The organism is Odoribacter lunatus (assembly GCF_943193135.1).
In the GTDB taxonomy this organism is placed as follows: domain Bacteria; phylum Bacteroidota; class Bacteroidia; order Bacteroidales; family Marinifilaceae; genus Culturomica; species Culturomica lunata.
This window is the reverse complement of sequence record NZ_CALPCZ010000012.1, coordinates 42,632-67,817: the sequence shown is the minus strand read 5'-3', so window position 1 is coordinate 67,817 and position 25,186 is coordinate 42,632. Positions and strand designations below refer to the sequence as shown.

General features: G+C 49.3%; 28 protein-coding genes and 1 tRNA gene. 22 read left to right on the top strand and 7 right to left on the bottom strand.

All coding sequences use genetic code 11. The features are described from left to right. Positions 1–111 precede the first annotated feature (111 nt). The 8 genes from NFR61_RS06610 (at position 112) to NFR61_RS06575 (ending at position 6,709) form a co-directional block, all read left to right on the top strand. Positions 112–185 (top strand) — tRNA-Met (locus NFR61_RS06610). Positions 186–666: 481 nt separating this feature from the next. Continuing rightward, entirely contained in the window at positions 667–1,416 is a 750-nt protein-coding gene (locus NFR61_RS06605; protein ID WP_251621910.1) for a DNA-binding domain-containing protein, read from the top strand. A 190-nt stretch (positions 1,417–1,606) separates the two neighbouring features. Next, positions 1,607–2,215 (top strand): hypothetical protein, encoded by a 609-nt coding sequence (locus NFR61_RS06600; RefSeq protein WP_251621908.1) that lies wholly within the window; start codon positions 1,607–1,609, stop codon positions 2,213–2,215. Positions 2,216–2,226: 11 nt separating this feature from the next. Then, positions 2,227–3,009, top strand: a complete 783-nt coding sequence (locus NFR61_RS06595) for a hypothetical protein (protein WP_251621907.1) — start codon at positions 2,227–2,229, stop codon at positions 3,007–3,009. Between the two features lie 10 nt (positions 3,010–3,019). Continuing rightward, positions 3,020–3,352 (top strand): carboxypeptidase-like regulatory domain-containing protein, encoded by a 333-nt coding sequence (locus NFR61_RS06590; RefSeq protein WP_251621905.1) that lies wholly within the window; start codon positions 3,020–3,022, stop codon positions 3,350–3,352. An 8-nt stretch (positions 3,353–3,360) separates the two neighbouring features. After that, positions 3,361–4,896, top strand: coding sequence for a carboxypeptidase regulatory-like domain-containing protein (locus NFR61_RS06585; RefSeq protein WP_251621904.1), 1,536 nt, complete (start codon positions 3,361–3,363; stop codon positions 4,894–4,896). A gap of 73 nt (positions 4,897–4,969) precedes the next feature. Beyond that, positions 4,970–6,442 (top strand): hypothetical protein, encoded by a 1,473-nt coding sequence (locus tag NFR61_RS06580; protein WP_251621903.1) that lies wholly within the window; start codon positions 4,970–4,972, stop codon positions 6,440–6,442. Between the two features lie 108 nt (positions 6,443–6,550). Further along, a complete protein-coding gene (locus NFR61_RS06575; protein ID WP_251621902.1) occupies positions 6,551–6,709 on the top strand; it encodes a hypothetical protein in 159 nt (52 codons plus the stop codon). Here NFR61_RS06575 and NFR61_RS06570 read toward each other — a convergent pair. The 6 genes from NFR61_RS06570 to NFR61_RS06545 all read right to left on the bottom strand — a co-directional run bounded on the left by NFR61_RS06570 (position 6,706) and on the right by NFR61_RS06545 (position 13,935). Beyond that, positions 6,706–7,986, bottom strand: coding sequence for an ATP-binding protein (locus NFR61_RS06570; protein WP_251621901.1), 1,281 nt, complete (start codon positions 7,984–7,986; stop codon positions 6,706–6,708). The genes NFR61_RS06575 and NFR61_RS06570 overlap by 4 nt on opposite strands. A gap of 124 nt (positions 7,987–8,110) precedes the next feature. Further along, the gene (tsaA, locus tag NFR61_RS06565; protein ID WP_251621900.1) at positions 8,111–8,971 is read right to left on the bottom strand and encodes a tRNA (N6-threonylcarbamoyladenosine(37)-N6)-methyltransferase TrmO; all 861 of its coding nucleotides are present in this window, start codon (positions 8,969–8,971) and stop codon (positions 8,111–8,113) included. Between the two features lie 15 nt (positions 8,972–8,986). Next, on the bottom strand, positions 8,987–9,742 hold the full coding sequence (locus NFR61_RS06560; protein WP_251621898.1) for an ABC transporter ATP-binding protein: 756 nt from the start codon (positions 9,740–9,742) through the stop codon (positions 8,987–8,989). Continuing rightward, positions 9,739–10,797, bottom strand: a complete 1,059-nt coding sequence (locus NFR61_RS06555) for a FecCD family ABC transporter permease (RefSeq protein ID WP_251621896.1) — start codon at positions 10,795–10,797, stop codon at positions 9,739–9,741. Before NFR61_RS06555 ends, NFR61_RS06560 begins: the two co-directional genes overlap by 4 nt. Beyond that, a complete protein-coding gene (locus tag NFR61_RS06550) occupies positions 10,794–11,888 on the bottom strand; it encodes an ABC transporter substrate-binding protein (protein ID WP_251621894.1) in 1,095 nt (364 codons plus the stop codon). Before NFR61_RS06550 ends, NFR61_RS06555 begins: the two co-directional genes overlap by 4 nt. A 10-nt stretch (positions 11,889–11,898) precedes the next feature. Next, on the bottom strand, positions 11,899–13,935 hold the full coding sequence (locus tag NFR61_RS06545) for a TonB-dependent receptor (RefSeq protein WP_251621893.1): 2,037 nt from the start codon (positions 13,933–13,935) through the stop codon (positions 11,899–11,901). A 261-nt stretch (positions 13,936–14,196) separates the two neighbouring features. Here NFR61_RS06545 and NFR61_RS06540 point away from each other — a divergent pair, with 261 nt between their 5' ends. From NFR61_RS06540 to crcB, 10 genes are all read left to right on the top strand, one after another. Beyond that, the gene (locus NFR61_RS06540) at positions 14,197–14,499 is read left to right on the top strand and encodes an urease subunit gamma (RefSeq protein ID WP_251621892.1); all 303 of its coding nucleotides are present in this window, start codon (positions 14,197–14,199) and stop codon (positions 14,497–14,499) included. A gap of 7 nt (positions 14,500–14,506) precedes the next feature. Beyond that, positions 14,507–15,016, top strand: coding sequence for an urease subunit beta (locus NFR61_RS11270; RefSeq protein WP_277613061.1), 510 nt, complete (start codon positions 14,507–14,509; stop codon positions 15,014–15,016). Between the two features lies 1 nt (position 15,017). Further along, on the top strand, positions 15,018–16,736 hold the full coding sequence (locus tag NFR61_RS06530) for an urease subunit alpha (RefSeq protein ID WP_251621891.1): 1,719 nt from the start codon (positions 15,018–15,020) through the stop codon (positions 16,734–16,736). 88 nt (positions 16,737–16,824) lie between these two features. Beyond that, complete coding sequence (locus tag NFR61_RS06525) at positions 16,825–17,391, top strand: urease accessory protein UreE (protein ID WP_251621889.1); 567 nt, start codon at positions 16,825–16,827, stop codon at positions 17,389–17,391. Between the two features lie 12 nt (positions 17,392–17,403). Continuing rightward, positions 17,404–18,096: an urease accessory protein UreF gene (locus NFR61_RS06520; RefSeq protein ID WP_251621888.1), complete on the top strand. Its 693-nt coding sequence runs from the start codon at positions 17,404–17,406 to the stop codon at positions 18,094–18,096. A 23-nt stretch (positions 18,097–18,119) separates the two neighbouring features. Further along, the gene (gene ureG / locus NFR61_RS06515; RefSeq protein ID WP_251621887.1) at positions 18,120–18,770 is read left to right on the top strand and encodes an urease accessory protein UreG; all 651 of its coding nucleotides are present in this window, start codon (positions 18,120–18,122) and stop codon (positions 18,768–18,770) included. After that, positions 18,767–19,684, top strand: coding sequence for an urease accessory protein UreD (locus NFR61_RS06510; protein ID WP_251621886.1), 918 nt, complete (start codon positions 18,767–18,769; stop codon positions 19,682–19,684). Before ureG ends, NFR61_RS06510 begins: the two co-directional genes overlap by 4 nt. A 22-nt stretch (positions 19,685–19,706) precedes the next feature. Further along, positions 19,707–20,681 carry an urea transporter gene (yut, locus tag NFR61_RS06505; RefSeq protein WP_251621885.1) on the top strand — a complete coding sequence of 325 codons (975 nt, stop codon included), beginning with the start codon at positions 19,707–19,709 and terminating at the stop codon, positions 20,679–20,681. A 25-nt stretch (positions 20,682–20,706) separates the two neighbouring features. Continuing rightward, positions 20,707–22,065, top strand: coding sequence for an MFS transporter (locus tag NFR61_RS06500; RefSeq protein ID WP_251621884.1), 1,359 nt, complete (start codon positions 20,707–20,709; stop codon positions 22,063–22,065). Positions 22,066–22,088: 23 nt separating this feature from the next. Beyond that, entirely contained in the window at positions 22,089–22,466 is a 378-nt protein-coding gene (crcB, locus tag NFR61_RS06495) for a fluoride efflux transporter CrcB (RefSeq protein WP_251621883.1), read from the top strand. 99 nt (positions 22,467–22,565) lie between these two features. Here the strand turns inward: crcB and NFR61_RS06490 are convergent, their stop codons facing one another. Further along, the gene (locus tag NFR61_RS06490; protein WP_251621882.1) at positions 22,566–22,736 is read right to left on the bottom strand and encodes a DUF362 domain-containing protein; all 171 of its coding nucleotides are present in this window, start codon (positions 22,734–22,736) and stop codon (positions 22,566–22,568) included. Positions 22,737–23,079: 343 nt separating this feature from the next. Here NFR61_RS06490 and NFR61_RS06485 point away from each other — a divergent pair, with 343 nt between their 5' ends. Genes NFR61_RS06485 through NFR61_RS06470 form a run of 4 tightly spaced genes read left to right on the top strand, consistent with a single transcriptional unit; the run spans position 23,080 to position 25,185 of the window. Next, positions 23,080–23,649, top strand: a complete 570-nt coding sequence (locus NFR61_RS06485) for a 50S ribosomal protein L25/general stress protein Ctc (RefSeq protein WP_251621881.1) — start codon at positions 23,080–23,082, stop codon at positions 23,647–23,649. A gap of 18 nt (positions 23,650–23,667) precedes the next feature. Next, positions 23,668–24,231 (top strand): aminoacyl-tRNA hydrolase, encoded by a 564-nt coding sequence (gene pth / locus NFR61_RS06480; protein WP_251621880.1) that lies wholly within the window; start codon positions 23,668–23,670, stop codon positions 24,229–24,231. A 6-nt stretch (positions 24,232–24,237) separates the two neighbouring features. Continuing rightward, the gene (locus NFR61_RS06475) at positions 24,238–24,618 is read left to right on the top strand and encodes an RNA-binding S4 domain-containing protein (RefSeq protein WP_251621879.1); all 381 of its coding nucleotides are present in this window, start codon (positions 24,238–24,240) and stop codon (positions 24,616–24,618) included. A gap of 30 nt (positions 24,619–24,648) precedes the next feature. Continuing rightward, positions 24,649–25,185, top strand: a complete 537-nt coding sequence (locus NFR61_RS06470) for a DUF4924 family protein (RefSeq protein WP_251621876.1) — start codon at positions 24,649–24,651, stop codon at positions 25,183–25,185. Position 25,186: the final 1 nt, after the last annotated feature.

Here is a 25,186-nt window from a genome sequence, read left to right as displayed (position 1 = left end):
CCGAACAGAGAAGTTAAGCCCTTTCACGCCGATGGTACTGCCGTCACTGGTGGGAGAGTAGGTAGACGCCGAATTTTGAAAAAGAGAGTCTTGGAAAAGACTCTCTTTTATGGCGAGGTAGCTCAGCTGGTTAGAGCGCATGATTCATAATCATGAGGTCGGCGGTTCAAGCCCGCCTCTCGCTACTCCCTGTTTGAAGCAGTTGCAATGTAATGTTGTGGCTGCTTTTTTGTTTTAGGTATAAAAGATGTATTTTTTATTGGGATACCCATTGAAAGTCTGCGAAGATTTTTGATGGGTATTTTGTTTTTGGGTAAATATGGCAAAAAAAACACCTATTTTAATGGTGATTTTGGTTGAAGTAACGAATTGATTTTCAGTAGTGTTCAAGATGGAAGTCAGCCAAAAAAAACGTAGGTTTTTTGGTTGCTTTTTTTTTCTTCCCAGCCGCAAAAATAGATAATTTCTTTCTTTTTGCAACATTTTTGTTATCAGAATTTTACGAATTTTCAATTATAAATTTTTGGTGCTCTATACCACGTGAAACTCCGCCAATTTAAACCTACGTTTTTTTTGGGCAATTTTTGGGAGATTGAAAACGTGATTCCGATTGCTAATGCTTTTTGTGTCAGAGGGATAATATTTAACTAAAAAAATGAAAGATTTATGACAAAGAAGACGATTTTTTGGGATGGTTGGTTATTAGATAACCCGCTGACAGAAGACCCGAATGATTTTACGTTGAAAGTGAAAGCGGGCAATATGGTTACGACCGAAGATATTGCGAAGGCATTGCAGGAGGAGGGTACGGAGTTTCAATTGGAAACGCTTATCGATATTTTGAACCGGGGAGACCGGATTATCCGGAACAAGCTGCTTGCCGGGTATAGCGTGGGAACGGGTGTGTTTTATGCTTATCCGAGTGTATCGGGTGTTTGGAGGGATAAAAATGAGACGTTTGACGACGAGAAGCATAAGGCGGGTGTGAATTTCCAGTTGAGTGCGGCGTTGCGTGAAGGCATTAAACAGGTAGGTGTGGATGTGTTGGGTGTTTCTTCGACAGGGCCGGAGATTTCGGGTGTGACGGATACGTGGACGGGTGAATTGAACGGTGTCATTACGCCGGACGAAGTGGTGAATGTGAAGGGAAGCAATATTCAGCTTGCAGGGGAGGAAAATGAATGCGGTATCCGGTTTGTGCGGGTGGATGACAGCAGCAATACGGTGGCTGTGGATATGCGCCGTTTGACGGTGAATAATCCGTCGTCGCTGTCGTTTCGGGTGCCGAAGCTGGAACCGGGTGATTATTGGCTGGAGTTGACAACCCGTTGCAGCAAGGGACAATTGACGAAGGCACCGCGTACAACGCGTTTTGAGAAGGTGTTGAATGTGCCTGCGGAGAATACGGGTGATTAGTGTTAAATTTTTAACTCCGGTGTGGAGTACGTGCGTACTCCGCTCCGGAGTCAATGCCTACTCCTCACCGGAGTACGTGCTGACTCCATGCCGGAGTGCGAGGCTACTCCCGTGAAGAGTGTGGGCGTGGTAGTAGAAAGTATGTTTGAATGTTATAGTATAATTTGGTTTAATTTAAAATGAATAGATTATGAAAACGACAAAAATGTTAAAACTGGTAGTTGTGATGATGACAGCATGGGTAATGGTAACCGGATGTGGTGCGAGTAAATTGGCATCCGTGACAGAAAGAAAGCCGAAGAATCCTTTTGGAGAAACGTATGAAGCTCCTTGTCAAGTGTATGACAATGCAAAAGAGTTTGCAGCTACGGGAATTTTCCGCGGTTCGTCAAATCAAAGAGGTGAAGTGCAAAAGAATGCTTTGTTGGCGGCACAGGAGCTTATTCGTTTGAAAATGCAGCATGCTTACAAAGGTATGGTCAGCGAGTATTCATCTTCTGTTGGTAATAACAAGGGAAATGATGTTGAGCGAAAAATGACGTCTGCCGGAGACCGTATTATTGATAAGATTATTAATGAGACGTCCCAGTCGTGTGTTCGCTGGAGTGGAGTTGAAGATGATGGGCACATGACTTGTTATACGGCTATTCAGATACCGAAAGGAGAAGTGGCTGCGGAGATTTCGAGAGAGGTGGCGGACAAATTGACGCAGGAGGAGAAAGACCGTATCGGTTTTAATGAACAGGAGTATCGTAAGGAGATGACGAAACGTTTTGAAGAGTATAAGGAAAATCGTTAATGGTTTAAAGTATGATACGATATATTGTTCTTATTGTTTGGGGTGCTTTGCTTGTGCAAAGCACCTTTGCACAGGGGCGTCCGGAATGGACAAAACAGACTACTTTTGAAGATTGTGCCAATTCTTATATCGAGGTGGTCAATGCTACGGGCTATTCAGAGACGAATGCAAGGGATAATGCGATGAAAGAGATTGTGAAACGTCGTAGTCTGGCTTCGGGGGCGGATGTTAATGTGGTATGGAAAGGGGATGATGTAACGGTGGAAGGCAGCCACGATTTGATTATAAAGGCACGGGTGATTGCTAATTATCCGGAACAGATAGAGCCGGGAAGCTGGCGGGTTTATTTGTTGGTACAGACGTTGAAAAATCCGACGTATACGTATGAGAATGTTAAAGTGACGAGGCAGTATTCTTTTTCTCCCCGTGTTTTTATTCCCGGTATGGCGCAGTTGCACAAGGGGAGTACTACGAAAGGGGTGTTGTTTATCGCCGGGGAAGTGGCAGCAATTGGTGGAATTGTTGCTTTTGAGAGTCTTCGCTCTTCTTATGAATCCAAAATAAACAGCACACACAATGCTAAAGAGCGGCAGAATTATATCAACAAAGCCGATAATATGGAGAACCTTCGTAATGGATTCATTGCCGGTGCGGCGGCGATTTATCTTTGGAATATTATAGACGGAATTGCCGCTAAAGGAAAGCAACATATCGTTATAGGGCAGTCGCAATTGCGTATTACTCCTTATGCTCTGCCGCAGGCAGCAGGTGTGAGATTGTGTTTAAAATTCTAATCCTATCTATATGAAAAAAATTATCTTTTTTTGTTTGTTGCTTCTTGCAACCTTGCTTGCTTCCTGCTCTAAAGAGGAACATGAGGCTTTTGGAACGATTTACGGGGTTGTATCAGATAATGAAAGCGGGACGCCTATAGGAAATGCTACGGTCGTGCTAAGTCCCGGAGGAATAACGAAAATGACGGGCAGTGACGGGCTTTTTGAATTTTTAGACGTATCGCCGCAACAATATACTATAACGGTACAAAAGGCTGGTTATCAGACTAACCGGAAGACGGTTACGGCTGTGGTCGATGAAAAAATCGAGGCCAACATAACATTAATGATTCAATCCAAATAATCTTAATTATGAGAAATATTTTATCAGCGATTTTAATCGCTTTTTGTTTGTATAGTTGTACCTCGGATTCGGATTCTCCTAAAACCGGGGATATTTACGGCGTTGTTACAGTAAAAAGTACCGCGGAGCCGATGAAAGCCACGGGAGTTGAATTGTATACCGATGATAAATTGCTATTGAAAACGGTAACTTATGATGATGGGCATTATGAATTTAATGAGCTTATACCGGGAGAATATACCTTGAAAGTCGTAGCCGAAGGCTATGATGATGCCACCTATGAGGTTGAGGTTGAAAAAGGGCGAACCGCCAGGGCGGATATGCAACTTAGTAAAAAGGCTCCTGTAATTTCTGGAAAAGTTACGTCGAAAAATTCCGCCGCACCGATAAAAAATGCGGGGGTTGCATTGTATTCTTCTGGTTGGTCTGATAAATTGGAAGTACAAACGGTGACTTCTGATAGTGGGTATTATGAAATTGATAAACAACTTTTGCCCGGCGACTATAAATTAAGTGTTGTTGCTGAAGGTTATGTGGAGTTTACTCAAACAGTAAAGATTGAAACAGGAAAGCCTGTCAAGGCGGATATACAACTTGAAAAAGTGGAAACTGGTATGACCGTTTCAATGTCGGAGGTGACTCTTAGCAGTGATAAAGAATCTGCTTTAGTGAAAGGAAAGTATACTAGTTCTTATGGTCTTAATGAAGCCGGATTTATTTATGCCCAATCAGTTGATTTGCTTTCTAATGGTAACAGAATTACCGGTACTTTTGGGGGAAATAAAGACTTCTCTGCAACTATTAGAAATTTAAAAAAAGGAATATATTACATACAAGCCTATGTGAAAAATAGGTATGGAACAGAACTCAGTGAGGTTGCACAATTAGAGATTACGGGAGACCCAGTTGTTACTACGTTGGTAGCCACCAATGTTAGTGCTACGACTGCCACATTAAACGGGAAAATAGAATATCCTGGCGACCCGGTTTATACGGAAAAAGGGTTTGTTTATTCTTCCTCATTCCCCAATCCGACAGTTGATGATTCGGAAAGTGCTACGACGAAAGTTGCTGTATCCGGAACGAGCAAAGAGTTTAGCGCGAATATTGCGGATTTGACTGAAAATGCGACTTATAATGTTCGGACGTATATTGTGTGGGGAAATGAGGTGATATACGGCGAGAGCCTTAATTTTAAACCAACGAGTGAAAAAGACTATTATATATTAGAATCTGCAAGTTTGATGGTTCAAAAAGTGGATTTAAGTAGTGGGGCTGATTGGCAAACGGCTTCAAATCTATGCAAATCTTCCACTTTGGGAGGCTATACGGATTGGCGTTTGCCAACCCGAGGGGAATTGCAGGAAATATATGATAATCAAAATATAATTGGACAATTATCTGGATGGTATTGGAGTAAAGATTATCATGTTGGTTCTTATTATTATTATTATTATCTTAATATGAGTACGGGAGAGTTTTATTCTTGTACTGCTAATAGTAATAGTTTTAAAGTGCGTGCAGTGAGGTCAATTGGTAATTGATAAGAGAATAGTAAAAGGAATTTTATTTAAGGGAACCGGATTTACGGTTCCCTGTTTTTTCAATTGTTTTGTTATGAGAGAAGTTTATCGAATATTGCTGGTCTGCGGTTTGGTATGTTGGGGAGGCGGGGTGGTTGCCCAGACGTTTGAAGAGTATAAGAAGCGGGTGGAGCAGGATTTTGCGACGTATAAGGCGGAGGAGTGGCGGAAGTTTAAGGAGTATCGGGACAGGGTGAATGCGGAGTTTGCGGAGTATATGCGTCAGGCGTGGACGAAGCGGGAGGCGGAGCCGGCGATTCCTGTTCCGGAACGTCCGGAGCCGCCGAAGCCGGTGGTAAAAGACCCGAAACGGCAGCCGGAGTATGAGCCGCTGCCTTTCGACGGTGTTATTCCTGCTCCTAAGGTAGTACCTGTTCCGCAACCGGAGGTGCCGTTGCCTGATGTGGTGGCGCCCAAGAGGCGTCCGACGTTTTCTTTTCAGTTTTACGGTACTCCTTGCCGGGTATCATTGGCGGAGGAGCATCGTTTTACGTTGAAGGGGACGGATGAAAATAGTGTTGCCGATGCGTGGGCGTTTTTGTCTTCGGACAGTTATTTCCCGGTGTTTGTGGAGTGCGTGAAGTTGCGCAGTGATTTACAGCTATGCGATTGGGGGTATGTACGTTTGGTGGAGCGGATGTCGGAGGCGTTTTTTCCTGCGGAGCGACGGAATGAGGCGCGGTTGTTGCAGATGTACCTGCTTACCCAGTCGGGGTATAAGGTGCGTATTGCCCGTACGGGAGAGCAATTGGCGTTGTTGTTGCCGTCGAAGGACGAAATATATGAGTATTCTTATCTGAATCTGAAAGGTGAGAAGTATTATGTTATCGACCCGTCGCTGCGTCAAAGTTCTTTTCATGTTTTTGAGCGGGAGTTTCCGGAGGAGCGGTTGTTTTCGTTACAGATTCCGTCCCATCCGTTGTTGAATGTTGCTCCGTCCGAACCTCGTAGGCTGGTTTCCCGTCGTTATCCGGATGTTTCGGTGGAGGTGACAGAGAACCGCAATCTAATGGCTTTTTATGACGATTATCCCCAAAGTAATGCGTGGGATGTGTATGTACGGGCTTCACTGGATGAAGAGGTGAAGGAGGTGTTATATCCTGTTTTGCGAAAAGCGATAGCGGGAAAGAGCAAACCGGAGGCGGCTAATGTCTTGATTAATTTTGTGCAGACAGCGTTTGACTATCAGACCGACCAGGAGCAGTTTGGTGGAGAACGGGCGCTGTTTCCCGATGAAACACTTTACTATCCTTACAGCGATTGTGAGGACCGGGCGATTCTTTATTCCGTGTTGGTGCGGGAGTTGTTGGGGTTGGATGTTGTTTTGCTGCATTATCCGGGGCATTTGGCGACGGCGGTCTGTTTCGGGGACGATGTGCCGGGGGATTATTTTGCGTTGGAGGGACGTCGGTATGTGGTTTGCGACCCGACGTATATCAATGCCGGCATCGGAGAGAGCATGCCGCAGTATAAAACGACCAAAGCGGAAATAATCCGGGTGAATTAAATCGGCACTTCTCCGAGCAACCAGTATAATCGTGCTGCCAATTTGAGTAAAATTGGAGTGAGAATTGAGTAAAATCTATTGGAGATTTGAGTAAATTATTTGTGAGATTTGAACATTTTTACCGAGGTCAAGAGCGGATACCGGACCATGAATGCCGGACTGTCCGAATTTGCTAAACGGTTCGCTCCGAAACACTCTTTTGTCATTGGTTCGGGCGGAGTCCCTGTCGGGGAGTTTTTGCAGTGGAATATTGGAGAGTTGTTTTAGTCCGGCGCTTTTCCGAGCAGCCAGTCGATAATGGAAACGATCTGAATGGGAGTGTCGGGGGTGAGGGAGCGGGTGTCGCTCAACGTGAGCAGGGTCAGGTCGTTGCATTTTAGGGCGGCGGCGCCTTTTTGCAGGGCGGTAATTTCCCGTTTGAACGTCTTTTCCGCCGAGATGTCTAAGGATACCTGTATCAGTTTTTTGACATTGTTACCCTGGCATACGACGAAGTCGATTTCATATTGGGAAGTGCGGTAGTAAAATACGTCTTCAAACCGGGGACGGGTGCGGCGCAGCAGTTCGATGTAGACAATGTTTTCCAGACGCCATCCGAGGTTTCTGCCGATGACGGTGTCTTCCCGTTCGGAGATGAATGCCGGGTCGATGGCGTAGATTTTTTCGTTGCGGATGCGTTCTTTGCTTTTAAACGAAAATTTATGTATTCCTGCCAGCAGATAGGCTTGTTTTAGGTAGGAGGTGTAGTTTTCGACGGTATGTTCCGAGCCGAATCCGAAAAGTTTTGCCAGTTCGGAGTAAACGATTTCCTGGCCGAAGTGGTCGAGCAGGTGGTTCGCCAGTTGGTGTAAGGCCTCTATGTAGCGGATATTGAATCGTTGCTGAATGTCTCTTCTGATGATGGAGGTGAACAGACTTTGAATGTAGTTGCGGGAGTTCCGGATGCCGAAAAGTTCGGGGAATCCCCCTTTGTACATGTATTCCTCGAATGCCGCTTTTTTGAATGCGCTTCCTTTGGTCGACAGGTCTGTCGGGTCTATTTGCCGGAACTGGCAGTATTCGGCGAAAGAGAACGGATAGAGCTCGATTTGGTTGTAGCGTCCCGTCAGATGGGTGCTTAATTCGCTGCTGAGCAGCTTGGCATTGGAACCGGTGATGAAAAGGCGCATGTTCTGACGCAACAGCCGGTTGACGAACAGGAACCATTCTTCGATGTTTTGTATTTCATCGAGAAACAGGTATTTGAAATCCCCGTATACCATGTAAAGAGCCTCGAGCAGGGTATTGAGGTTTTCCGCTTTGAGTCTGTGCAGACGTTCGTCGTCGAAATTTATGTAGGCATACGGGATGTTTTGTTGTCTCAGTATCTTGTGGCAGATGGTGGATTTCCCGCTGCGGCGGACTCCTATGACTATTTGCGCCAGGGGGCTGTCCGTTTCGAATAATTCCTCTTCTTTGCGGTCGCAGAGTTTTTTTATATTTATGGCGGCGGCTTCTTTGCGCTGGTCGGTGATTATCTGAGTGTATTCGTTGGTTGTTGTCATGATTTTCACAGTCTTATCCATTGCAAATGTAAGGGAAAAAATGGATAAAACTGCGCTATTTTCGACTTTTTATGCTTTTAAACTGCGCTATTTTCGACTTTTTATGCTTTTAAACTGCGCTATTTTAGTTAAAAAGTTTTAAAATAAAGAGCTGATTGAAGTCGAGGTTCAGGACGGCAAAGCCTTTTTTCGTGGCGGAGAGGGTGTCGGGGAGCTGGCTTTGGAGGTAGTCGCGGTTGGAAGGGGAGAGGCGCACGTTCCAGCCGTGTCCCTGTTTGTCTTTCACTTCGAAGTACATTTCGTCGGAGTAGTGCAGGGTAAGGCGGTTGTTGCCGGGGGTGAGGCCTGTGACGTAGAGGATGCCGTCTATCGGGCAGTTTTTCATGTGTATGGCGAGCGTAAAGTCGGCGGGGTCCCGCTGTTCCTCGTAGAGTTGGTGCATAACGCGGGTCGCTGCCATGACGCCTAAGGCTAAGCCGGGGCAGATGTGCCCATGCAGTTGGGCGGCGTGGAGCAGCAGTTCCGGGGTGTTGTTGTCCAGGATGTTGCGGACGATGTCGATGCGGGGGGAGTCTTTCCGAATGGAGCGGTGGAGGACGGACTGGTCGAAGACGGAGGTGTCGCAGTATTTGATGTCGATGACGGGCGAGCCGTTGAGGGCATCGGCGCCTTCCACATACAGTCTGTTGTTGTCCCGGCGGAGCAGTTTTACTGTGGTGACGCCGATGTGATTGGGGCGGCGCGGGGAGCGGGAGGCGAATATGCCTTTGGTTTCTCCGGTGCGGACGCGGGTGATTAGTTCCGTTTCCTTTTCCCGGTGGAAGGAGAATACCAGATCGAGGTATTCGCATTGTTCGATGTCGAACAATCCTTCGGCATAGGGGGGAAGGATTTCGATTTCGGAGATCTCTTTTCTGATGTTTTCGGGGACTTGGCTGACCGTGCACGCATTGTGTACGAAACCGACGGGTTCTAATACGATCATAAGCGTTTGGGTTTCTTATTGCGGGATGATACAAATATGGTCGTTGTGTTTTACGATGTCCACCTGTATGTCGTACAGGTTCTTTATATTTTCCGGGGTGTAGGCGGATTGTCTGCCGGAGGCGAACAGTTCGCCCTGTTTCAGCATCAGCACCTTGTTGCAGAAGCGTGCCGCCATGTTGATGTCGTGGATGGTGAGGACGACGTTCATGCCTTCCGCGGCGAGTTGTTGCAGCAGTTGCATGACCTTCATCTGGTGGTTGATGTCGAGGTTGGCGATGGGTTCGTCGAGCAGGAGTATTTCGGGCTGCTGGGCGAGGGCGCGGGCGATGAACACCCGCTGCCGCTGTCCACCGCTGAGGGTGGTGAGGCGGCGCATGGCGATGGCGTCCAGTTCGAGGCGCGTCAACAGGCTGCTGACGGTTTGCAGGTCCTGCGGAGCGGGGGTGTGGCGGATATGGGGCTTGCGTCCCAGCAGGACAGTGTCGAAAACGGAGAGGTCGGTGATGTATTCTTCCGTTTGAGGAATGTAGGCGATGATGTGGGCCAACCGGTCGGGGGAAAGCGAGGACAGAGGGGTGTTTCCGAGGCGGATGTCGCCGCTTTTGACTTTCAATATGCGGTTGGTACATTTCAACAATGTGCTTTTGCCGGATCCGTTCTGCCCGACGATAGCCAGAATGTCGCCTTCCTGTGTGTGAAAGGAAATGTCTTTCAGGGCTGGAAAGCCGTTTTTGTAGGCGAAGGAGATGTTGTTTACCTGTAGTTTCATGTTGTTTTTTTACGGATTAGAAGAAACAGAAACAGGGGCACCCCGATGAAAGAGGTCAGGATGCCTACCGGCAGGATGACGGGGGCGATGACGGTGCGGGCGACGGTGTCGCAGAGCAGGAGGAACATGCTGCCGAAGACGGCGGAGCCGATGATGAGAAACTCTTCGTTGGCGCCCGTGAATTTCCTGACGATGTGCGGGACGACCAGTCCGACGAAAGCGATGACGCCGAAGAAGGAGACGGCTGCCGCCGTGCACAGGGAGGTGATGACGAGGCTGGTGATGCGGGTGCGTTGCGGGGCGACACCGATGCTTTGCGCATACTCGTCTCCGGCGCTTAGCGCTTTATAGTCCCAGCGTTTGAGGTAAAAATACAGGAAGGCGGGGAGTGTTACGGCTGCGAGGAAAATCAGTTTGTGCCAGTCGCTTCGTCCCAGGTCGCCGAAGTTCCAAAAGACGATGGATGCCAGCTGCGCGTTGTCGGCAAGGTATTGGACGACGGCGATGCCGGCGCCGAAAAGGGCGTTGATGACGATGCCGGAGAGTATGATGGTCTCGACGGAGGCTTGTTTCAGCCTGATGATGGAGAGGATGATTGTCAGTCCGATGAGGCTGCCAATGAAAGCCGATGCGGTAACCGTGTAGGGGGCGATGGGGGCGAGCAGCTGGGAGGAACGGAGCAGGGGGGCGTTTGCACCGAGGAATACGATGCCGAAAGCGGCGCCGCAGGCGGCGGCATTGGAGATGCCCAGCGTGTAGGGCGATGCCAGCGGGTTGCGGAGCACGGTTTGCATGATGACGCCCGCCAGAGAGAGCAGCGCCCCCGTGAGGATGGCTGCCAGGATGCGGGGCAGGCGCAGGTTCAGGGTGATTTGCCGGTTGATTTCCATGCCTTCGCCCTGAAACAGCCTGATGATTTCCCGCCCGCCGATCCGATGGGAACCGGCAAGCAGGGCGATGAAGCACAGGGCGAGCAGCAGGACGAGGACCACCAGCACGAATCGCCGGTTCCCGGAGCGGTATTTCTTGTATTGGAGCAGTATGTCTTTGTTCATAACTCGGTAGTTGAAGGTGTGTCGTGGAAAATGTTCCGGAAATCGCCCCAGCACCGCCTTAATTCGTTTTGTATGGGCCTGCCGACAAACCGGGTCAGGATTTCGTCGGCTTTTTCCGGAATAGAGATGTCGGCAAACCGTTCGGGCCAGAGCACTTTGCCCGCGTACCAGGCGTTGATGAGCATGACCTCGAAATTGGAGTGATGGTTGTTGTAGGGCCAGAGCGTATATATCCGTCTGTTCCGGTAAGCCGCCAGCAGGCGGTTGAGGCTTTTTTGCGTCTTGAAATTCTCTTCAACGAGGGAAAGGCCGCCGACGTCGATGAAAATGACGTCCGGGTTCCAGTCGATGAGTTGTTCGCGGTCGATGTAGGTTCCGCTGATCGGGGATACATAGGCGGAGTCGATGCGGGACGCGACATTGTCGGCGCCGATGAATGCGAAGGCGGCATAATAGGGATCAGTGGAGGTGATGTCCTTTTGTCCTCGGTATGAAATACCGCCGACGTAAGTTTTCGGAGCATGCGGGATGGTGCTTGTCCGCCGCTTCAGTTCGGCGATTTGCCCGTCGATGAAACAGAGGAGCGAATCGGTCTTCGCTTCCGTGCGGAGCACCCGGGCGATTTGCCGGAGCGATCGGTAAAAGAGCGATCGGTTTCGGTGAATGTCTCCGTATTCGATGGCGAAAACCGGAATACCCATACGTTTTTGCAGGGCGTCTGCGTCCTCTGTTGTTGTGGCCGACATGAAAATAAGGTCGGGATTGACGGTGAGTATTAGTTCCGCATCTCCACCCATCGCCGGACCGATGACGGGTTTGTGTGCCAGTTCGGGGTGGGCGAAAATGTGGGTGAAGTCGTTTTTCCGGCATTCCTGCTCTTCTACGCCGCAGATGAGCGGAGCGCCTCCGGCGTAAGTCACCAGCCGTATGGCACCGGAGCGGATGCAGACAATCTTTTTTACCGAATCCGGCAGGGCTACTTCTCTTCCCAGGGCGTCGTTCTCCGTGCGGGTACAGGCTGCGGTATTCCCGCTCCGGATATGGCAGGAAGCGCAGATAAACAGGCTGCATATAATAATAAGGAGTTTCATGGCAGGAACTTTAGTCTTTGTTGATGTTCGCGGCAAGTTTGATGTTGGCGAGGCGTCCGGCGGAACGGTAGTCTTTGGTGTTCATGTGCCGGTTGTCGAAGATGTTGAGTATTTCCCCGCTGACATACAGCCTGTTCCGGAAAAAGCGGCGGGACACCTGTACGTCCCAGACGGCGAATCCCGCAATGGAGGAGGCGTTGTCTTCGGTGGTGTATTGCCTGGTTTTGTAGCGTCCCCGAAGCATGGCGTCGATTGTTTTTCCCGTCCAAAGCACATAGCCTTTCAGCTGGTGCCTGGGGGCATAGGTGAGGGCTTTGCCGTTCAGTTCCGGTTTCTCGTCGAAGTCCTTGATTTCGGAATGGTTGTACGAATAGTTGATGTTTATTTTCAGCCCGCTGACGGGGGTGTAGTCCAGATCGGTCTCCAGACCTTTGAGATTCACTTTTGAAATGTTCCGGCGCTGGTATATATCCATTCTCCCCCACAGTTTTTTCCCGGTAGCGATGTAGTAGAGAAACTCTTTTCCCCGCGCGTAATACAGAGCCGGGGAGAGGGACAGACCGGGAAGGAGCCGGAATCTGCCGCCGATTTCGTAATTGTCTATTTTTTCGGGGCCCAGATACGGGTTGGCGATTTTCGGTCCCACCCACATCCAGCCGGAGCGGCAGAGGTCGTCCAGTATGGAGGCGCGGAATCCCCGGGCATACGAAAGATAGACGGAAACAGCGGGTCCGGGATTGTAGCGTAAGGCGACGCGGGGAGAGAAGTTGTCCCAGCGATTGTTTGAGAGTGCGCCGTTGTACTCGTTGAAGTCGGCGACATTGTCGCCGGCGGCTTCGAAGCTGCCTTTGTGGAAAAAGGCGTTGTCGTACCGGAGTGCCAGCTGCAGCCAGAACCGTTCTTTCCAGAAATTCAGCTCGTCCTGTACGAAAACGGAAAGGAAGGTCATGGTACCTTGATTGACAACTTTGTCGGGGGAGGTGACATAGTAATCCCCACCGTCGATGCTGCCGTTTTTAAACTCGCTTCCGATGGCGAATTCGTTGTATTTGCCCGCAAAACGGAGGTGCAGGATGGCGCCCCAGTCGTCGCGGTCGGATTTCACGTCGAACCGCTGGTAGGCGTTTTTCGTGATGCGTTCGTCCAGTTTGAAGTAATCCTGCCGCTGGAAGTAGCAGGCCAGATTGTAGGAAAACGCCTTCTTTTCGCCGTAAAAGCGGGTTTGTATCCGGTGGTGGTTGAAACGACGGTATTCCCCCTCGGGGGCTTCTATTTTTTCGCCTTCGCCCCGTTTGTCCCGGTAGAGGTCGCAGGCGATCTCGGCATTCCACCAAGTAGTCGGACTGTACAGGAGTTTGGCATATACGCCTCCTTCTTTCATGAAGCGGGCAATGCTGTAATCGGGGGCTGTGCGCAGACTGTCCGGAATGTTGTTGAAACCGTCGGTCCGGTTGTAATAGCCGGAAATGAACAGGGCGAATTGCTCGTTTATCCGGCTGGAAATACCTGCGCTGGTCTTCCAGGTGTTTAAGGTCCCGTAGGAGACCGAAGCATTGACGGAAAAAGGGGCGAGCGGTTTTTTACTGATGATGTTGATGACTCCGCCCATGGCGTTGTTTCCGTATAAGGAGGAGCCGGGACCTTTGAATACCTCTATGCGCTGGATATTTTCCGTGTGGAGGCTGTTCCAGTTGACAGAGCCTTCGTCGGACGTATTAATCGGAATACCGTCGAACAAAACGAGGGTACGTCCCTGTTCGTCTCCGGCCAGTCCCCGGATGCTTACGTTGGAGTGCATGTTGCCGATGCCGTCCGAGCGGGTACTGTTGACCCCGGAGAGCATGACGAGGATGTCGTCTACGTTCTGGGCAGGTGAATTACGAAGAAGAACAGGGGTAAGGAGCTGGATGCTTCCGGGACTTTTTGTGACCGGACGTTCCTGAAGCGAACCGGTGACGACGACTTCCTGCAGCGTGAAGGTCGTATCGGTCCTTTGTCCCAGACAGAAGCAGGGACAGAGCACTAAAAACAGGATGTTGTGTTTCATATGTTATAATGTACTGTTGAGAGGCAATATGGCTTTCCTGCTGATAACTTTTATCATGCCTCTCGATGCAATGTTGCCAGTCAGGAGTGTTTGATACATGCTGTGTTTGTTCATAACGTTCGGGTTTGTGCGTTATCTGCGTTAATACGGCGGAATGGGCAAAAGGTTTCAGAGGGGAACCGGCGATTTGGACAGGGGTGTTGAAACAAATTGACGAACTGGACGTAATACAGGGAAATATGAATTTAAAAACGGAAAACTATGCATTTAACACCTAAAGAAATTGACAAGCTTATGTTGCTGTCGCTGGGAGCGATCGCCGCGCGACGCAAAGAGAAAGGATTGAAACTCAATTATCCGGAGGCTGTCGCTTACATCAGTTCAGCCGCTCTGGAGGGGGCGAGGGAAGGGAAAACCCTGGAGCAGGTCATGACGGATTCCACGAAAGTCTTGACGAAAGCGGACGTGATGGAAGGCGTGGCGGACATGATTTCCCTGATTCAAGTGGAAGCAGTTTTTACGGACGGGAGCCGTCTGGTAAGTATTCATCAACCGATAAAATAGAAAAATTATGGCAGATACGAATAAAGCGGGAGCACCGCAACAGGCGAAGCTGGTTCCGGGATTCAAGCCGGGACAGCATGTGGGTGTCGGAGGGGAGATACTGAGCTCCGAGCCGATCGTGTACAATGAAGGCCGCTATACGGCAAAACTGGTCGTTCACAATACGGGCGACCGTCCTATCCAGGTGGGTTCGCACTTCCATTTCTTCGAAGTGAACCGTTATCTCGAATTCGACCGGGCGAAAGCGTTCGGCTGTCACCTGAATATTCCCGCCACCACGGCGATACGTTTCGAGCCGGGCGACGAGAAAGAGGTGGAGGTCGTGGCCTATTCCGGCAAACAGTATGTCATGGGCTTTAACGGTCTGGTACAGGGCTTTACCGGCGACGAGGATGCGCCGACCTATTATCCGAGACGTATCCTTGCATTGGAAAATGCGAAAAACCTGGGTTTTAAAATGACTGACGAAGCTACGGCGGAAGCAGAACTTCAAAAGAAAAATCAAAAAAAGAAATAATATGGCAACAATAACGAGACAGCAGTATAACGACCTTTACGGACCTACCGTAGGGGATAAAATCCGGTTGGGAGATACCGACTTGTATGTGGAGATTACAAAGGATCTCTGCGTGTATGGCGATGAAGTCGTTTACGGCGGAGGAAAAACGCTGCGGGACGGTATGGGACTGGCCAATACGACGACGGCGGAAGGCGGCACGCTGGATCTGGTGATTACGAATGTCACCATCATCGATCCCGTGCTGGGAGTAATCAAAGCCGATGTCGGGGTGAAAGACGGAAAAATCGCCGGTATCGGCAAAGCCGGGAACCCGAACATCATGCGGGGCGTGAATCCGGAACTGGTTACCGGAACCGCTACGGACTCCATTTCCGGAGAACATCTGATCCTGACCGCGGCAGCCATCGACGGACACGTACACATGATTGCGCCGCAGCAGGCATACCATTGTCTGAGCAACGGTGTGACCACCCTTGTCGGAGGGGGTGTCGGTCCGACGGACGGAAGTAACGGTACGACGATTACGTCGGGAACGTGGAATATGAAGCGGATGTTGCAGGCGATCGACGGACTGCCCGTTAACTACGGTCTGCTGGGCAAGGGAAACTGTTCCGTACGCCGTCCGCTGGTAGAGCAGATGCTGGCGGGAGCCTGCGGTTTCAAAATACATGAAGACTGGGGAAGCACGCCGGCGGCTATCCGTGCCACGATGGCGGTTGCCGATGAATTCGACGTGCAGGTGGCTATCCACTCCGATACGCTGAATGAAGGCGGCTATGTGGAAGATACGATTGCCGCCATCGACGGCCGCACCATTCACACCTATCATACCGAAGGTGCCGGCGGGGGACATGCGCCCGACTTGCTGAAAGTGGCTTCTTTGGCCAATATCCTGCCTTCTTCTACGAACCCGACCCTGCCTTTCGGCATCAACTCGCAGGCGGAGCTGTTCGACATGATTATGGTTTGTCACAACCTGAATCCGAAGATTCCGTCCGATGTGTCATTCGCGGAAAGTCGCGTACGTCCGGAGACGCAGGCGGCGGAAAACGTATTGCATGATTTGGGTGTCATCTCGATGATTTCTTCCGATTCCCAGGCGATGGGACGTGTCGGCGAGAATTTTATGCGGGCATTCCAGATGGCGAGCTACATGAAGAATGTGAGAGGAAAACTGGCGGAGGACTCCGACCAGAATGACAATTTCCGGGTATTGCGCTATTTGGCGAAACTGACCATCAATCCGGCCATTACCTATGGATTCTCCGATGTCTTGGGCTCCATCGAAAAAGGAAAAATGGCGGACCTTGTACTGTGGGAACCCGCCTTTTTCGGCACCAAACCGAAAATGGTCATCAAAGGCGGCCTGATAAACTGGGCGAACATGGGAGACCCGAACGCTTCCCTGCCGACCCCGCAGCCGATGTACTACCGTCCGATGTACGGATGCTTCGGTTCCGCCATGCCCAAGAGCTGTATTTCTTTTGTCTCCAGAGTGTCCCACGATGCGGGCATTAAGGAAAAATACGGCTTGCAGCGGATCGTTCTTCCTGTGCACGGCTGCCGCCAGATCGGCAAACCGCACATGGTGCTGAACGGAAACATGCCTAAGATAGATGTGAATCCCGAAACCTTTGAGGTATTTGTCGACGGTCAGCATGCCTATGTGAAACCGGCGGAGAAATTCTCTCTGGGACAGCTTTACTGGTTTAGTTAATCATCCTTGAAAACAGGATAAATTGTGCCGGAAGGATCTTTTTAAATTCTTCCGGCAATGATTTTGTCACCTTTTAAAATCAACCCCTATGAAAATTTACTCGGAAGTTCTCGGAAACCTCTATTCGGATGCGGACTGGCATCAGAAGTTGAAAGAGGCGGAGATAGAATACCTCGATCTGGACCAATGGACGGCGCAGAAAAGCCGTTTTATTGTGAAAACTACTGCCGGCACGGAGTGCGCTGTGGCTTTAAAGCGGCATACCCGCATCGAAAACGGTGATATACTGGAATATGACGCCGGCAGCAACAGAGCGGTTGTCATCCGCATCGATTTGAAACCGGTTCTGGTGGCCGATTTGCAGAAAATAGCCTCGTATTCGCCGGATGAAATTATCCGTCGCTGCGTGGAACTGGGTCATGCGGTAGGCAACCAGCATTGGCCGGCGATTGTCAAAGGCACCAAAGTATATATCCCGCTGACCGTGGACAAAAAAGTGATGACGAGCGTGATGGACACACACCATTTCGAAGACATTGCCTATGAATTTCAGGCCGGTCGGGAAGTGTTCCCGTTCCTCTCGCCGCATGAGGTACGGAAACTTTTCGGCGGATGTTCCCAGGAATTGGACCACAGTCATGCACATCACCATTAAAAAGGAACGGATATGACGGATGATATAACCCGTTTGATGCGGCTGGCGGAATTTGCCGACTCCGCTTTTCCGGTGGGAACCTTTTCTTTTTCCAACGGACTGGAATCCGCGGCTTTTGAAAATATCGTGCATGATGCGGAGACCTTGGAACAATATACCCGTACTGTGCTTCGGCAGACGCTCCATTGCGATGCGATAGCGGCATTGGTCGCATTCCGGGCGGCCGCCCGGAACGATTACGAAGAGATAAAAGAGGCGGACCGGCAGGTCATTTTATGCAAAATGAATGCGGAAGCCCGGCAGATGCTTACCCGTACGGGGAAGAAAATGGCGGAAATCTGCACCCGGATTACGGAAAGCGCATTGATGAAGCGGTGGCTGCAGGATATTCGGGAACAGCAGGTGGCAGGGACCTATCCCGTCACCCAGGCCGTTTATTTCCAGCAGTGCGGATTGACGGAGAAAGAGCTGTTTGCCGCCGTAGAGTACGGAGCCGTCAATATGGTGCTGAATGCCGCGCTGCGCTGCGTGAAAGTGTCCCATTATGAGACCCAGGCCATTCTTTATCGGCTCGGCGCCGAAGCCTCGGAGGAGTATGAGAATATCCGGGACGCCGGTTACGAGGATATGACGGCTTTCGTGCCGGAAATGGACATCCTGGCTTCTTTGCATGAAAAGGGAACCATGAGAATGTTTATGAATTGAATCAACTGAAAACGGAATAAATAATGAGCAATACATGTCGAATCGGTGTCGGGGGGCCTGTCGGTTCCGGTAAAACGGCACTCATAGAGGCGATAACGCCTTATCTTTTGAAATCGGGATTGAAAGTACTGATTATCACGAATGATATAGTAACCACGGAAGATGCCAAGCACGTCCGGAAGATGCTGAAAGGCTATCTGGCGGAAGAACGCATCATCGGCGTGGAGACCGGCGCGTGTCCGCATACGGCGGTGAGGGAAGACCCCTCCATGAATATCGCGGCGGTGGAGGAGATGGAAGCGAAGTTTCCGGACAGCGATATTGTCCTGATAGAATCGGGTGGGGACAACCTGACCCTGACGTTCAGTCCCGCATTGGTGGACTTCTTTATTTACGTCATAGACGTGGCGGCAGGGGATAAGATTCCCCGGAAAGACGGTCCCGGCATATCTTACTCGGACATTCTGGTGATAAACAAGACCGATCTGGCGCCCTATGTGCATGCGGATCTGGAAGTCATGCGCCGCGATTCGGAAAAAATGCGTCCGGGGAAACCCTTCCTGTTTACCAATTGCATGACCGGCGAAGGAATCATGGAGCTGGTGGAACTGATCCGGAACATGGCGCTTTTTGACAGAGTCGTGCAGAAAGAAGAAGAAAAGACGGAGGCATGAAAGATTTTACACAATGCAGGGAGCTGGCTCCCTACCTGACAAAGACACCCGCCATGCGTCTGGGGGCACCGGGGAAAAACGGAAAGCTGGATCTGGTATTCGAACTGGATCCGGACAACAAGTCCATCATGAGACACTGGGACCGCCGGGCGCCTCTCATCGTACAGCAGGAACTCTACTTCGATGAGGGCATGCCGGAAATGCCCTGTGTCTATATCCTGTCTTCCGGCGGGCCAAACGTGGACGGCGACCGCTATGAAAACCGCTTCACGGTCCGCAAAGACGCGTATGCTTTCATTTCGACGGGCGCGGCGACGAAAATAGCCGAAATGATTTACAACTACTCGGCATTGAAACAGACCTTCGTGCTGGAGGAAAACGCTTATCTGGAATACCTCCCGGAAGCGACGATTCCCTGTCGGAACAGCCGTTATGTGACGGATACCGATATTCACATACATCCTTCTGCGACCTTGTTTTACGGGGAGATTTATACCGGCGGCCGGAAGTATTACAAAGACGGCGAACTGTTCGTCTACGACCTGCTGTCTGTCTGCACCCGGGCGTTTCGTCCGGACGGGACACCGCTTTTCCGGGAGAAAATGGTGGCGGAACCGAAAAGAAAATCGGTCCGGCATGTCGGCGTCATGCACCGGTACGACGTTTTTGCCAATGTCATCGTATTGACGCCGGAGAAAGACGCCGCACAAATCTACGAGCGTACCCGGGTCTTTATCGACAGGGAGGAAGAACTGGCGGTGGGTATCACGCATCTGCCGAACCGGAGCGGGTTGATATTCAAGGTTCTGGGAAAGGAAACCCAGCCCGTGAAAAGAATCGTGCGGGAATTCTGCTCTGCAGTCCGCATGCAGATAAAGGGAAAACCCTTGCCGGAAGAATTTATTTGGCGTTGAAAACATTAAAAAAGAGTGAAATATGGAAAATCAAGCAGTTGCATTACCTAAGATTTTTTCTTTGGGATTCTGGCGAATCGTAGCGAAAGGAATCGGACAAGTTATGTTTCAGGATAACGTCTGGACAGGCCTGTTTTTTTTAGCGGGGATTTTTTACGGCTCCTATGCGACAGGCACGCCTGCCGTAGCCTGGGGCGCTGTTGTGGGCGTAATCGTATCGACCCTGACGGGGTATGTGTTGAACTATCCGGCGGCGAAAGGGCTTGCCGGACTGTGGGGATTCAACGGCGTCCTGGTCGGCTGCGCGTTGCCGACTTTCCTGGGGAATGTCCCGCTGATGTGGCTGGCGCTGGTTATCTTTTCCGCCGCGACGACCTGGGTCATGGTGGGATTGAATCATTTGCTGGCGCCCTACAAAGTCAGCTCGTTCACATTCCCCTTCGTGCTGCTCACCTGGTTCGTCCTGCTGGCAGCAAGGACCATGCACGGATTGCCCCATGCGGGCTTGGGAGCACCCGAACTGCCCGGAAATTTCTCATCGGCAGTGGACCTCTCTTTCGTAAGTCTGGTCATGTATTGGCTGAGGGGCATCAGTCAGGTGTTTTTGGTAAACTCCTGGGTTACCGGCTTGCTGTTTTTAATCGGGCTGGCGATTAGCAACCGCTGGGCAGCGATATGGGCGGCAATAGGTTCCGCACTGGCACTGGCCTTCGCCGTTTTGTACCAGAGCAACGGCAGCGATATTGCAAGCGGACTTTTCGGGTTCAGTCCCGTTTTGACGGGCATTGCCCTGGGTATCACCTTTTATCAGGTGAACTGGCGCACCTTCCTGTGGAGTCTGGCGGGAATCATCGTCACCGTATTTATTCAGGCGGCGATGGATACCTTCTTCGGACCGTTCGGCATTCCCACGCTTACCGGACCATTTTGCGTGGCGACGTGGCTGTTCCTTTTGCCTCACCTGAATCTGGACAAGAAGACATTGCAGCAGGGATAATACGAACCGCTAAAAAGAACAGACGATGGAAAATAAACCTCACCCGCTGGATATGGAGAACATGCCTCTGCGCCTCAGGCATGTGTATATATTGATAATCGCTTCCGCCGGACAGTGCTTCGGCGGCATGCTGGCGATACTGGTCGGCGTGATAGCTCCCCTGATAGCCATTACCCGTCATCCCGCATTGCCCTCCTGGCTCCAGGGCGTAATCTGTACCTCCGGACTGGTCGGAATAATGCTCGGTTCTTTGTTTTTCGGGCGATTGAGCGATAAATACGGTTATCTCTTTTTCTTTCGTCTCTGTCCTCTGATTGTGACGGGCGCTTCCCTGTGGATATACTTTTGTCCGACGATACCGCTGCTTGTCGTCTGCCTGCTGCTTATCGGGCTTGCCATCGGCGGTTCGTATGCGCTTGACCCGTCCTATCTGTCGGAAATCATGCCGGCGAAATGGCGGAGGACCATGCTGGGACTTTCCAAGGCCATGTCGGGAGTCGGAAACATAGTGATGATATTTATCGCTTATATCGTTCTAAAACATTCCGACAACCCGGCGATCTGGCATAAACTGTTTCTGGTCCTGGCGCTGTTGGCGCTGCTTACGTTCTTGTCCCGCTTCTGGTTTGTGGAAAGTCCCGCCTGGCTGCTTGCGCACGGGAAAACGGCGGAGGCGGAACGGAATCTGCAGCATTTCCTGGGACAGGACGTCCGGTTCGGAGAATTGCCGTCTAAAAAGGAGTCCACCGATTCTTCCGCTTCCCGGCAAAACTTTTTCACCCGGCAAAACCTGAAACGGGTCATATTGAGCGGTGTCCCCTGGGGATGCGAGGGAATGGGCGTGTACGGAATCGGTATTTTCACACCCGTGCTGCTTTTGACCCTCGGATTGATACAACGGGGGGAGAATCCTTTCGAAAGAGTCGTGGAATCGTTGCGGTTCACCTTTTATATAAATCTTTTTGTTATGTTTGGGTTCATTTTGGGATTGAGTGTCGTGAGACGCTTTAACCTGATTAAAACTCAGTACTGGGGATTCATATTGAGCGCTTTCGGTCTGGCGGTGACGTGGGTGGGGTATATATGGCATGCGCCCGCGGGCGTGCTTTTAACGGGCTTCCTCCTGTTCGAACTGGCTCTGAATGCGGGACCGCATCTCTCCACCTTCGAATTGCCGAGCCGTATATATACGTTACAGGAGCGGGCGGAAGGAGAAGGCATCGCTTCGGCATTGGGAAAATTGGGCGCGATTATAGCCACATTCGTCATACCCCTTTTACTGGATTGGGGAGGGGGAAGTCTGGTGTTGCTCATAGCGATAGCGGTCCTGCTGATCGGCGGAATAATCACCCGCCTCCTGGGATTTCAGATAGTGAAAGAGTAGAAATATTGATAAAACAATAAAGTATGTTTAAAGCGATGTTGATTGCCGGTGCAGGCGGTTTCATAGGAACCTGCCTGCGCTACCTGACGGGGAAACTGGCGCATGCCGTTTTTTCCTCCCCTTATCCCTGGGGGACTTTCGCCGTCAATATAATCGGGAGTTTCCTGATCGGAATCTTTTTCGGCATGGCGGAGAAGGCCCACTGGCTTTCTGCCAGCATGAATGTATTTCTGATCACCGGATTCTGCGGCGGTTTTACCACTTTTTCCTCCTTTGCGGACGATATGTTCCTGCTGATGCAAAATAAACACTGGGGTTATTTTTCCCTCTATCTTGTTTTGAGCATCGTCATCGGTATTGTATTCGTCTGGCTGGGGCGCAGTGTCGTAAAACCGGCGTAAAAGATTTATTTTTACGGGAAATAAAAAATCCCGTCATTTGACGGGATTTTATTTTATTGAAGTCATTTAAACGACTTCATTTTGCTTGTGGTTATTGCCTTAAGCCTGTTTGATTGCTTCTACCGGGCAAGCGCCAGCACAAGTTCCGCAGTCAATGCATGTGTTCGGATCAATTTGATAATGATCAGCACCCATAGAAATTGCTCCTACCGGACATTCTCCTTCACATGTGCCGCAAGCAATACAGTCGTCAGAAATTACGTAAGCCATTTTCTAATAAAATTTGTTGATTAATAATAGGCAAAATTAAAACCAATATTTGAAAGAAAAAAGATTTAATAGTGAAAAGTAATAAAAATAAGATTATATTTATCCTTTGATAAATATTTACTTCGGGGTATTCCGGGGATAGTCTCGCCCAATAACACACACACAACAATGTGAACCGGAATACCTTTTTTATTCCTTGATTTTTTCTGATTAAAATTGAATTTTATATCTTTGTGCCCTATTTGTACGGGGAATAATAAGAATGGTGCAATGGGAAAACGGTTTGGCTTAAATCCCCGGAGTTATAAACCCTTTTTGAGTAGCACGTTAATTGTAGATTATTATGCAAGTATTTGAATTAAAAGGAGAATTAAGAGAAGATTTGGGTAAAAAAGCCTCTAAAGCTTTGCGCAACGACAAAAAAGTGCCTTGTGTATTATACGGTGGAGAAGGCAACATCCATTTTTCTGTCATTGAAAAAGATTTGGCGAAATTATTATACACTCCGATAGTATACGTTGTAAACTTAAACCTTAACGGAAAAGTTTATGCTGCTGTCATGAGAGAAATTCAATTTCATCCGGTAACGGATCGGGTATTGCACATGGATTTCTATCAAATCTTTGATAACAAACCGGTGGTAATGGAAGTGCCTGTTAAATTACAGGGATTTGCTGCCGGTGTGCAAGCCGGTGGTAAATTGGTATTGATTACCCGTAAATTGAAAGTAAAAGCAATTCCTGCCGAATTACCGGGAGAAATCGTATTGGATGTAACAAATCTGGAATTGGGTAAATCCATCAAAGTAAAAGAACTTTCATTTGATAAATTTGAAATTGTAAATGCGAAAGAAGTTGTTATTGCTCAGATTAAGATGACAAGAGCAGCAAGATCGGCAGCAGAATCAAAGTGATAATTTAACGATAATGATATGAAGTATCTGATTGTCGGGTTGGGAAACATAGGCCCGGAATATGAAGATACCCGTCACAACAGTGGATTTAGTGTATTGGAGGCTTTCGCAAAGGCCTCCAATGCTGTTTTTGAGGGAGCACGTTATGGCGAGGTAACAGAAGTGAAATTGAAGGGGCGGGCATTGCTCCTGTTGAAACCGGATACGTACATGAATTTGAGTGGAAAAGCGGTAAACTACTGGATGCAGAAAGAAAAAATACCGTTGGAAAACTTATTGATTGTTGTAGATGATTTGGCCTTGCCGTTCGGGACATTGAGACTGCGGGGAAAAGGAAGCGACGGAGGGCATAATGGATTAAAAAACATCAATGCTTTATTGGGAACAACAGGCTATGCCCGATTGCGTTTCGGAATAGGCAATGAATTTGCCCGGGGGCAACAAATTGATTACGTATTGGGACAATGGACAGAAGAGGAGAGAGAGAAAATACCGGCGCTGCTCGAACGTTCATCGGAAATCATTCGTAGCTTTGTATTGTTGGGAACACCAAAAACCATGAGCCTTTATAACGGAAAATAAAAGGAAATGGAGAAAGTGAGAATAGACAAATGGTTGTGGGCGGTACGCATATTTAAAACCCGCTCTTTGGCTGCGGAAGAATGTAACAAAGGACATGTTATTATTGGGGATGTGAAAGTCAAACCGTCGAGGGAAATTCGCTTGGGAGAAAAAGTGAGAGTCAGAATGGCACCGATAGAACGGCACTATTTGGTCAAGCAAATCACCGATAAAAGAATGTCGGCGCAATTGGCGGTCGGTTTTGTTGAAGATATTACTCCTCCTGAACAATTAGCTTTATTGAATGCAGTAAAAGCCTACGGATTTGAATACCGGGAAAGGGGAAGCGGGAGACCGACCAAGCGAGATCGGCGAATGCTCGATAAGTGGAAAGAAGAAGAGTGTTAAATTACAGAACATGACTAAACAAAAAAGGACGTGTTAATAGCCAGAGAGAAAAAACAAAACAACCTTGCCGAATACATTTTGTACATGTGGCAATTGGAAGATATTTTGCGGGCATTGAACCTCGATATGCAAAAAGTAAAAGAGGCCGTTATCGATAAATTTCAGGTCGATGAGGCAACAGCTCGGGAAATGTACGACTGGTACGATAACCTGATAGAAATGATGAAGAAAGAGCGGGTGGAGCAAAAAGGGCATTTGCAGGTTATAAAAAACAATGTGGAAGAATTGGAAGAATTGCACTATTTCTTACTGCACAAAGCAAACGATATGCGTTATCGGCAGATTGTCACCATGGCAGTCGGGAATCTGACTGACCTTCGTGCAAAATCAGGGCAAGGAAATGATATTTCCGATGTAGAATTGGCATTAAACGCTCTCTACGGACAATTAATGTTGCGGTTGCAGAAAAAGGAAATTCACCCTCAAACCGTGCAGGCAATGGAATCATTTAGTAAAATGATAGGTTACCTGGCTGCTTATTATCATGAAGAAGAAACGAAAAAATAAA

Excerpts from the sequence above, each read along its gene's own strand:
- NFR61_RS06605 (WP_251621910.1), top strand. The coding sequence starts at position 667 with ATGACAAAGAAGACGATTTTTTGGGATGGTTGGTTATTAGATAACCCG.
- NFR61_RS06600 (WP_251621908.1), top strand. The coding sequence starts at position 1,607 with ATGAAAACGACAAAAATGTTAAAACTGGTAGTTGTGATGATGACAGCA.
- NFR61_RS06595 (WP_251621907.1), top strand. The coding sequence starts at position 2,227 with ATGATACGATATATTGTTCTTATTGTTTGGGGTGCTTTGCTTGTGCAA.
- NFR61_RS06590 (WP_251621905.1), top strand. The coding sequence starts at position 3,020 with ATGAAAAAAATTATCTTTTTTTGTTTGTTGCTTCTTGCAACCTTGCTT.
- NFR61_RS06585 (WP_251621904.1), top strand. The coding sequence starts at position 3,361 with ATGAGAAATATTTTATCAGCGATTTTAATCGCTTTTTGTTTGTATAGT.
- NFR61_RS06580 (WP_251621903.1), top strand. The coding sequence starts at position 4,970 with ATGAGAGAAGTTTATCGAATATTGCTGGTCTGCGGTTTGGTATGTTGG.
- NFR61_RS06570 (WP_251621901.1), bottom strand. The coding sequence starts at position 7,986 with ATGACAACAACCAACGAATACACTCAGATAATCACCGACCAGCGCAAA.
- tsaA (WP_251621900.1), bottom strand. The coding sequence starts at position 8,971 with ATGATCGTATTAGAACCCGTCGGTTTCGTACACAATGCGTGCACGGTC.
- NFR61_RS06560 (WP_251621898.1), bottom strand. The coding sequence starts at position 9,742 with ATGAAACTACAGGTAAACAACATCTCCTTCGCCTACAAAAACGGCTTT.
- NFR61_RS06555 (WP_251621896.1), bottom strand. The coding sequence starts at position 10,797 with ATGAACAAAGACATACTGCTCCAATACAAGAAATACCGCTCCGGGAAC.
- NFR61_RS06550 (WP_251621894.1), bottom strand. The coding sequence starts at position 11,888 with ATGAAACTCCTTATTATTATATGCAGCCTGTTTATCTGCGCTTCCTGC.
- NFR61_RS06545 (WP_251621893.1), bottom strand. The coding sequence starts at position 13,935 with ATGAAACACAACATCCTGTTTTTAGTGCTCTGTCCCTGCTTCTGTCTG.
- NFR61_RS06540 (WP_251621892.1), top strand. The coding sequence starts at position 14,197 with ATGCATTTAACACCTAAAGAAATTGACAAGCTTATGTTGCTGTCGCTG.
- NFR61_RS11270 (WP_277613061.1), top strand. The coding sequence starts at position 14,507 with ATGGCAGATACGAATAAAGCGGGAGCACCGCAACAGGCGAAGCTGGTT.
- NFR61_RS06530 (WP_251621891.1), top strand. The coding sequence starts at position 15,018 with ATGGCAACAATAACGAGACAGCAGTATAACGACCTTTACGGACCTACC.
- NFR61_RS06525 (WP_251621889.1), top strand. The coding sequence starts at position 16,825 with ATGAAAATTTACTCGGAAGTTCTCGGAAACCTCTATTCGGATGCGGAC.
- NFR61_RS06520 (WP_251621888.1), top strand. The coding sequence starts at position 17,404 with ATGACGGATGATATAACCCGTTTGATGCGGCTGGCGGAATTTGCCGAC.
- ureG (WP_251621887.1), top strand. The coding sequence starts at position 18,120 with ATGAGCAATACATGTCGAATCGGTGTCGGGGGGCCTGTCGGTTCCGGT.
- NFR61_RS06510 (WP_251621886.1), top strand. The coding sequence starts at position 18,767 with ATGAAAGATTTTACACAATGCAGGGAGCTGGCTCCCTACCTGACAAAG.
- yut (WP_251621885.1), top strand. The coding sequence starts at position 19,707 with ATGGAAAATCAAGCAGTTGCATTACCTAAGATTTTTTCTTTGGGATTC.
- NFR61_RS06500 (WP_251621884.1), top strand. The coding sequence starts at position 20,707 with ATGGAAAATAAACCTCACCCGCTGGATATGGAGAACATGCCTCTGCGC.
- crcB (WP_251621883.1), top strand. The coding sequence starts at position 22,089 with ATGTTTAAAGCGATGTTGATTGCCGGTGCAGGCGGTTTCATAGGAACC.
- NFR61_RS06490 (WP_251621882.1), bottom strand. The coding sequence starts at position 22,736 with ATGGCTTACGTAATTTCTGACGACTGTATTGCTTGCGGCACATGTGAA.
- NFR61_RS06485 (WP_251621881.1), top strand. The coding sequence starts at position 23,080 with ATGCAAGTATTTGAATTAAAAGGAGAATTAAGAGAAGATTTGGGTAAA.
- pth (WP_251621880.1), top strand. The coding sequence starts at position 23,668 with ATGAAGTATCTGATTGTCGGGTTGGGAAACATAGGCCCGGAATATGAA.
- NFR61_RS06475 (WP_251621879.1), top strand. The coding sequence starts at position 24,238 with ATGGAGAAAGTGAGAATAGACAAATGGTTGTGGGCGGTACGCATATTT.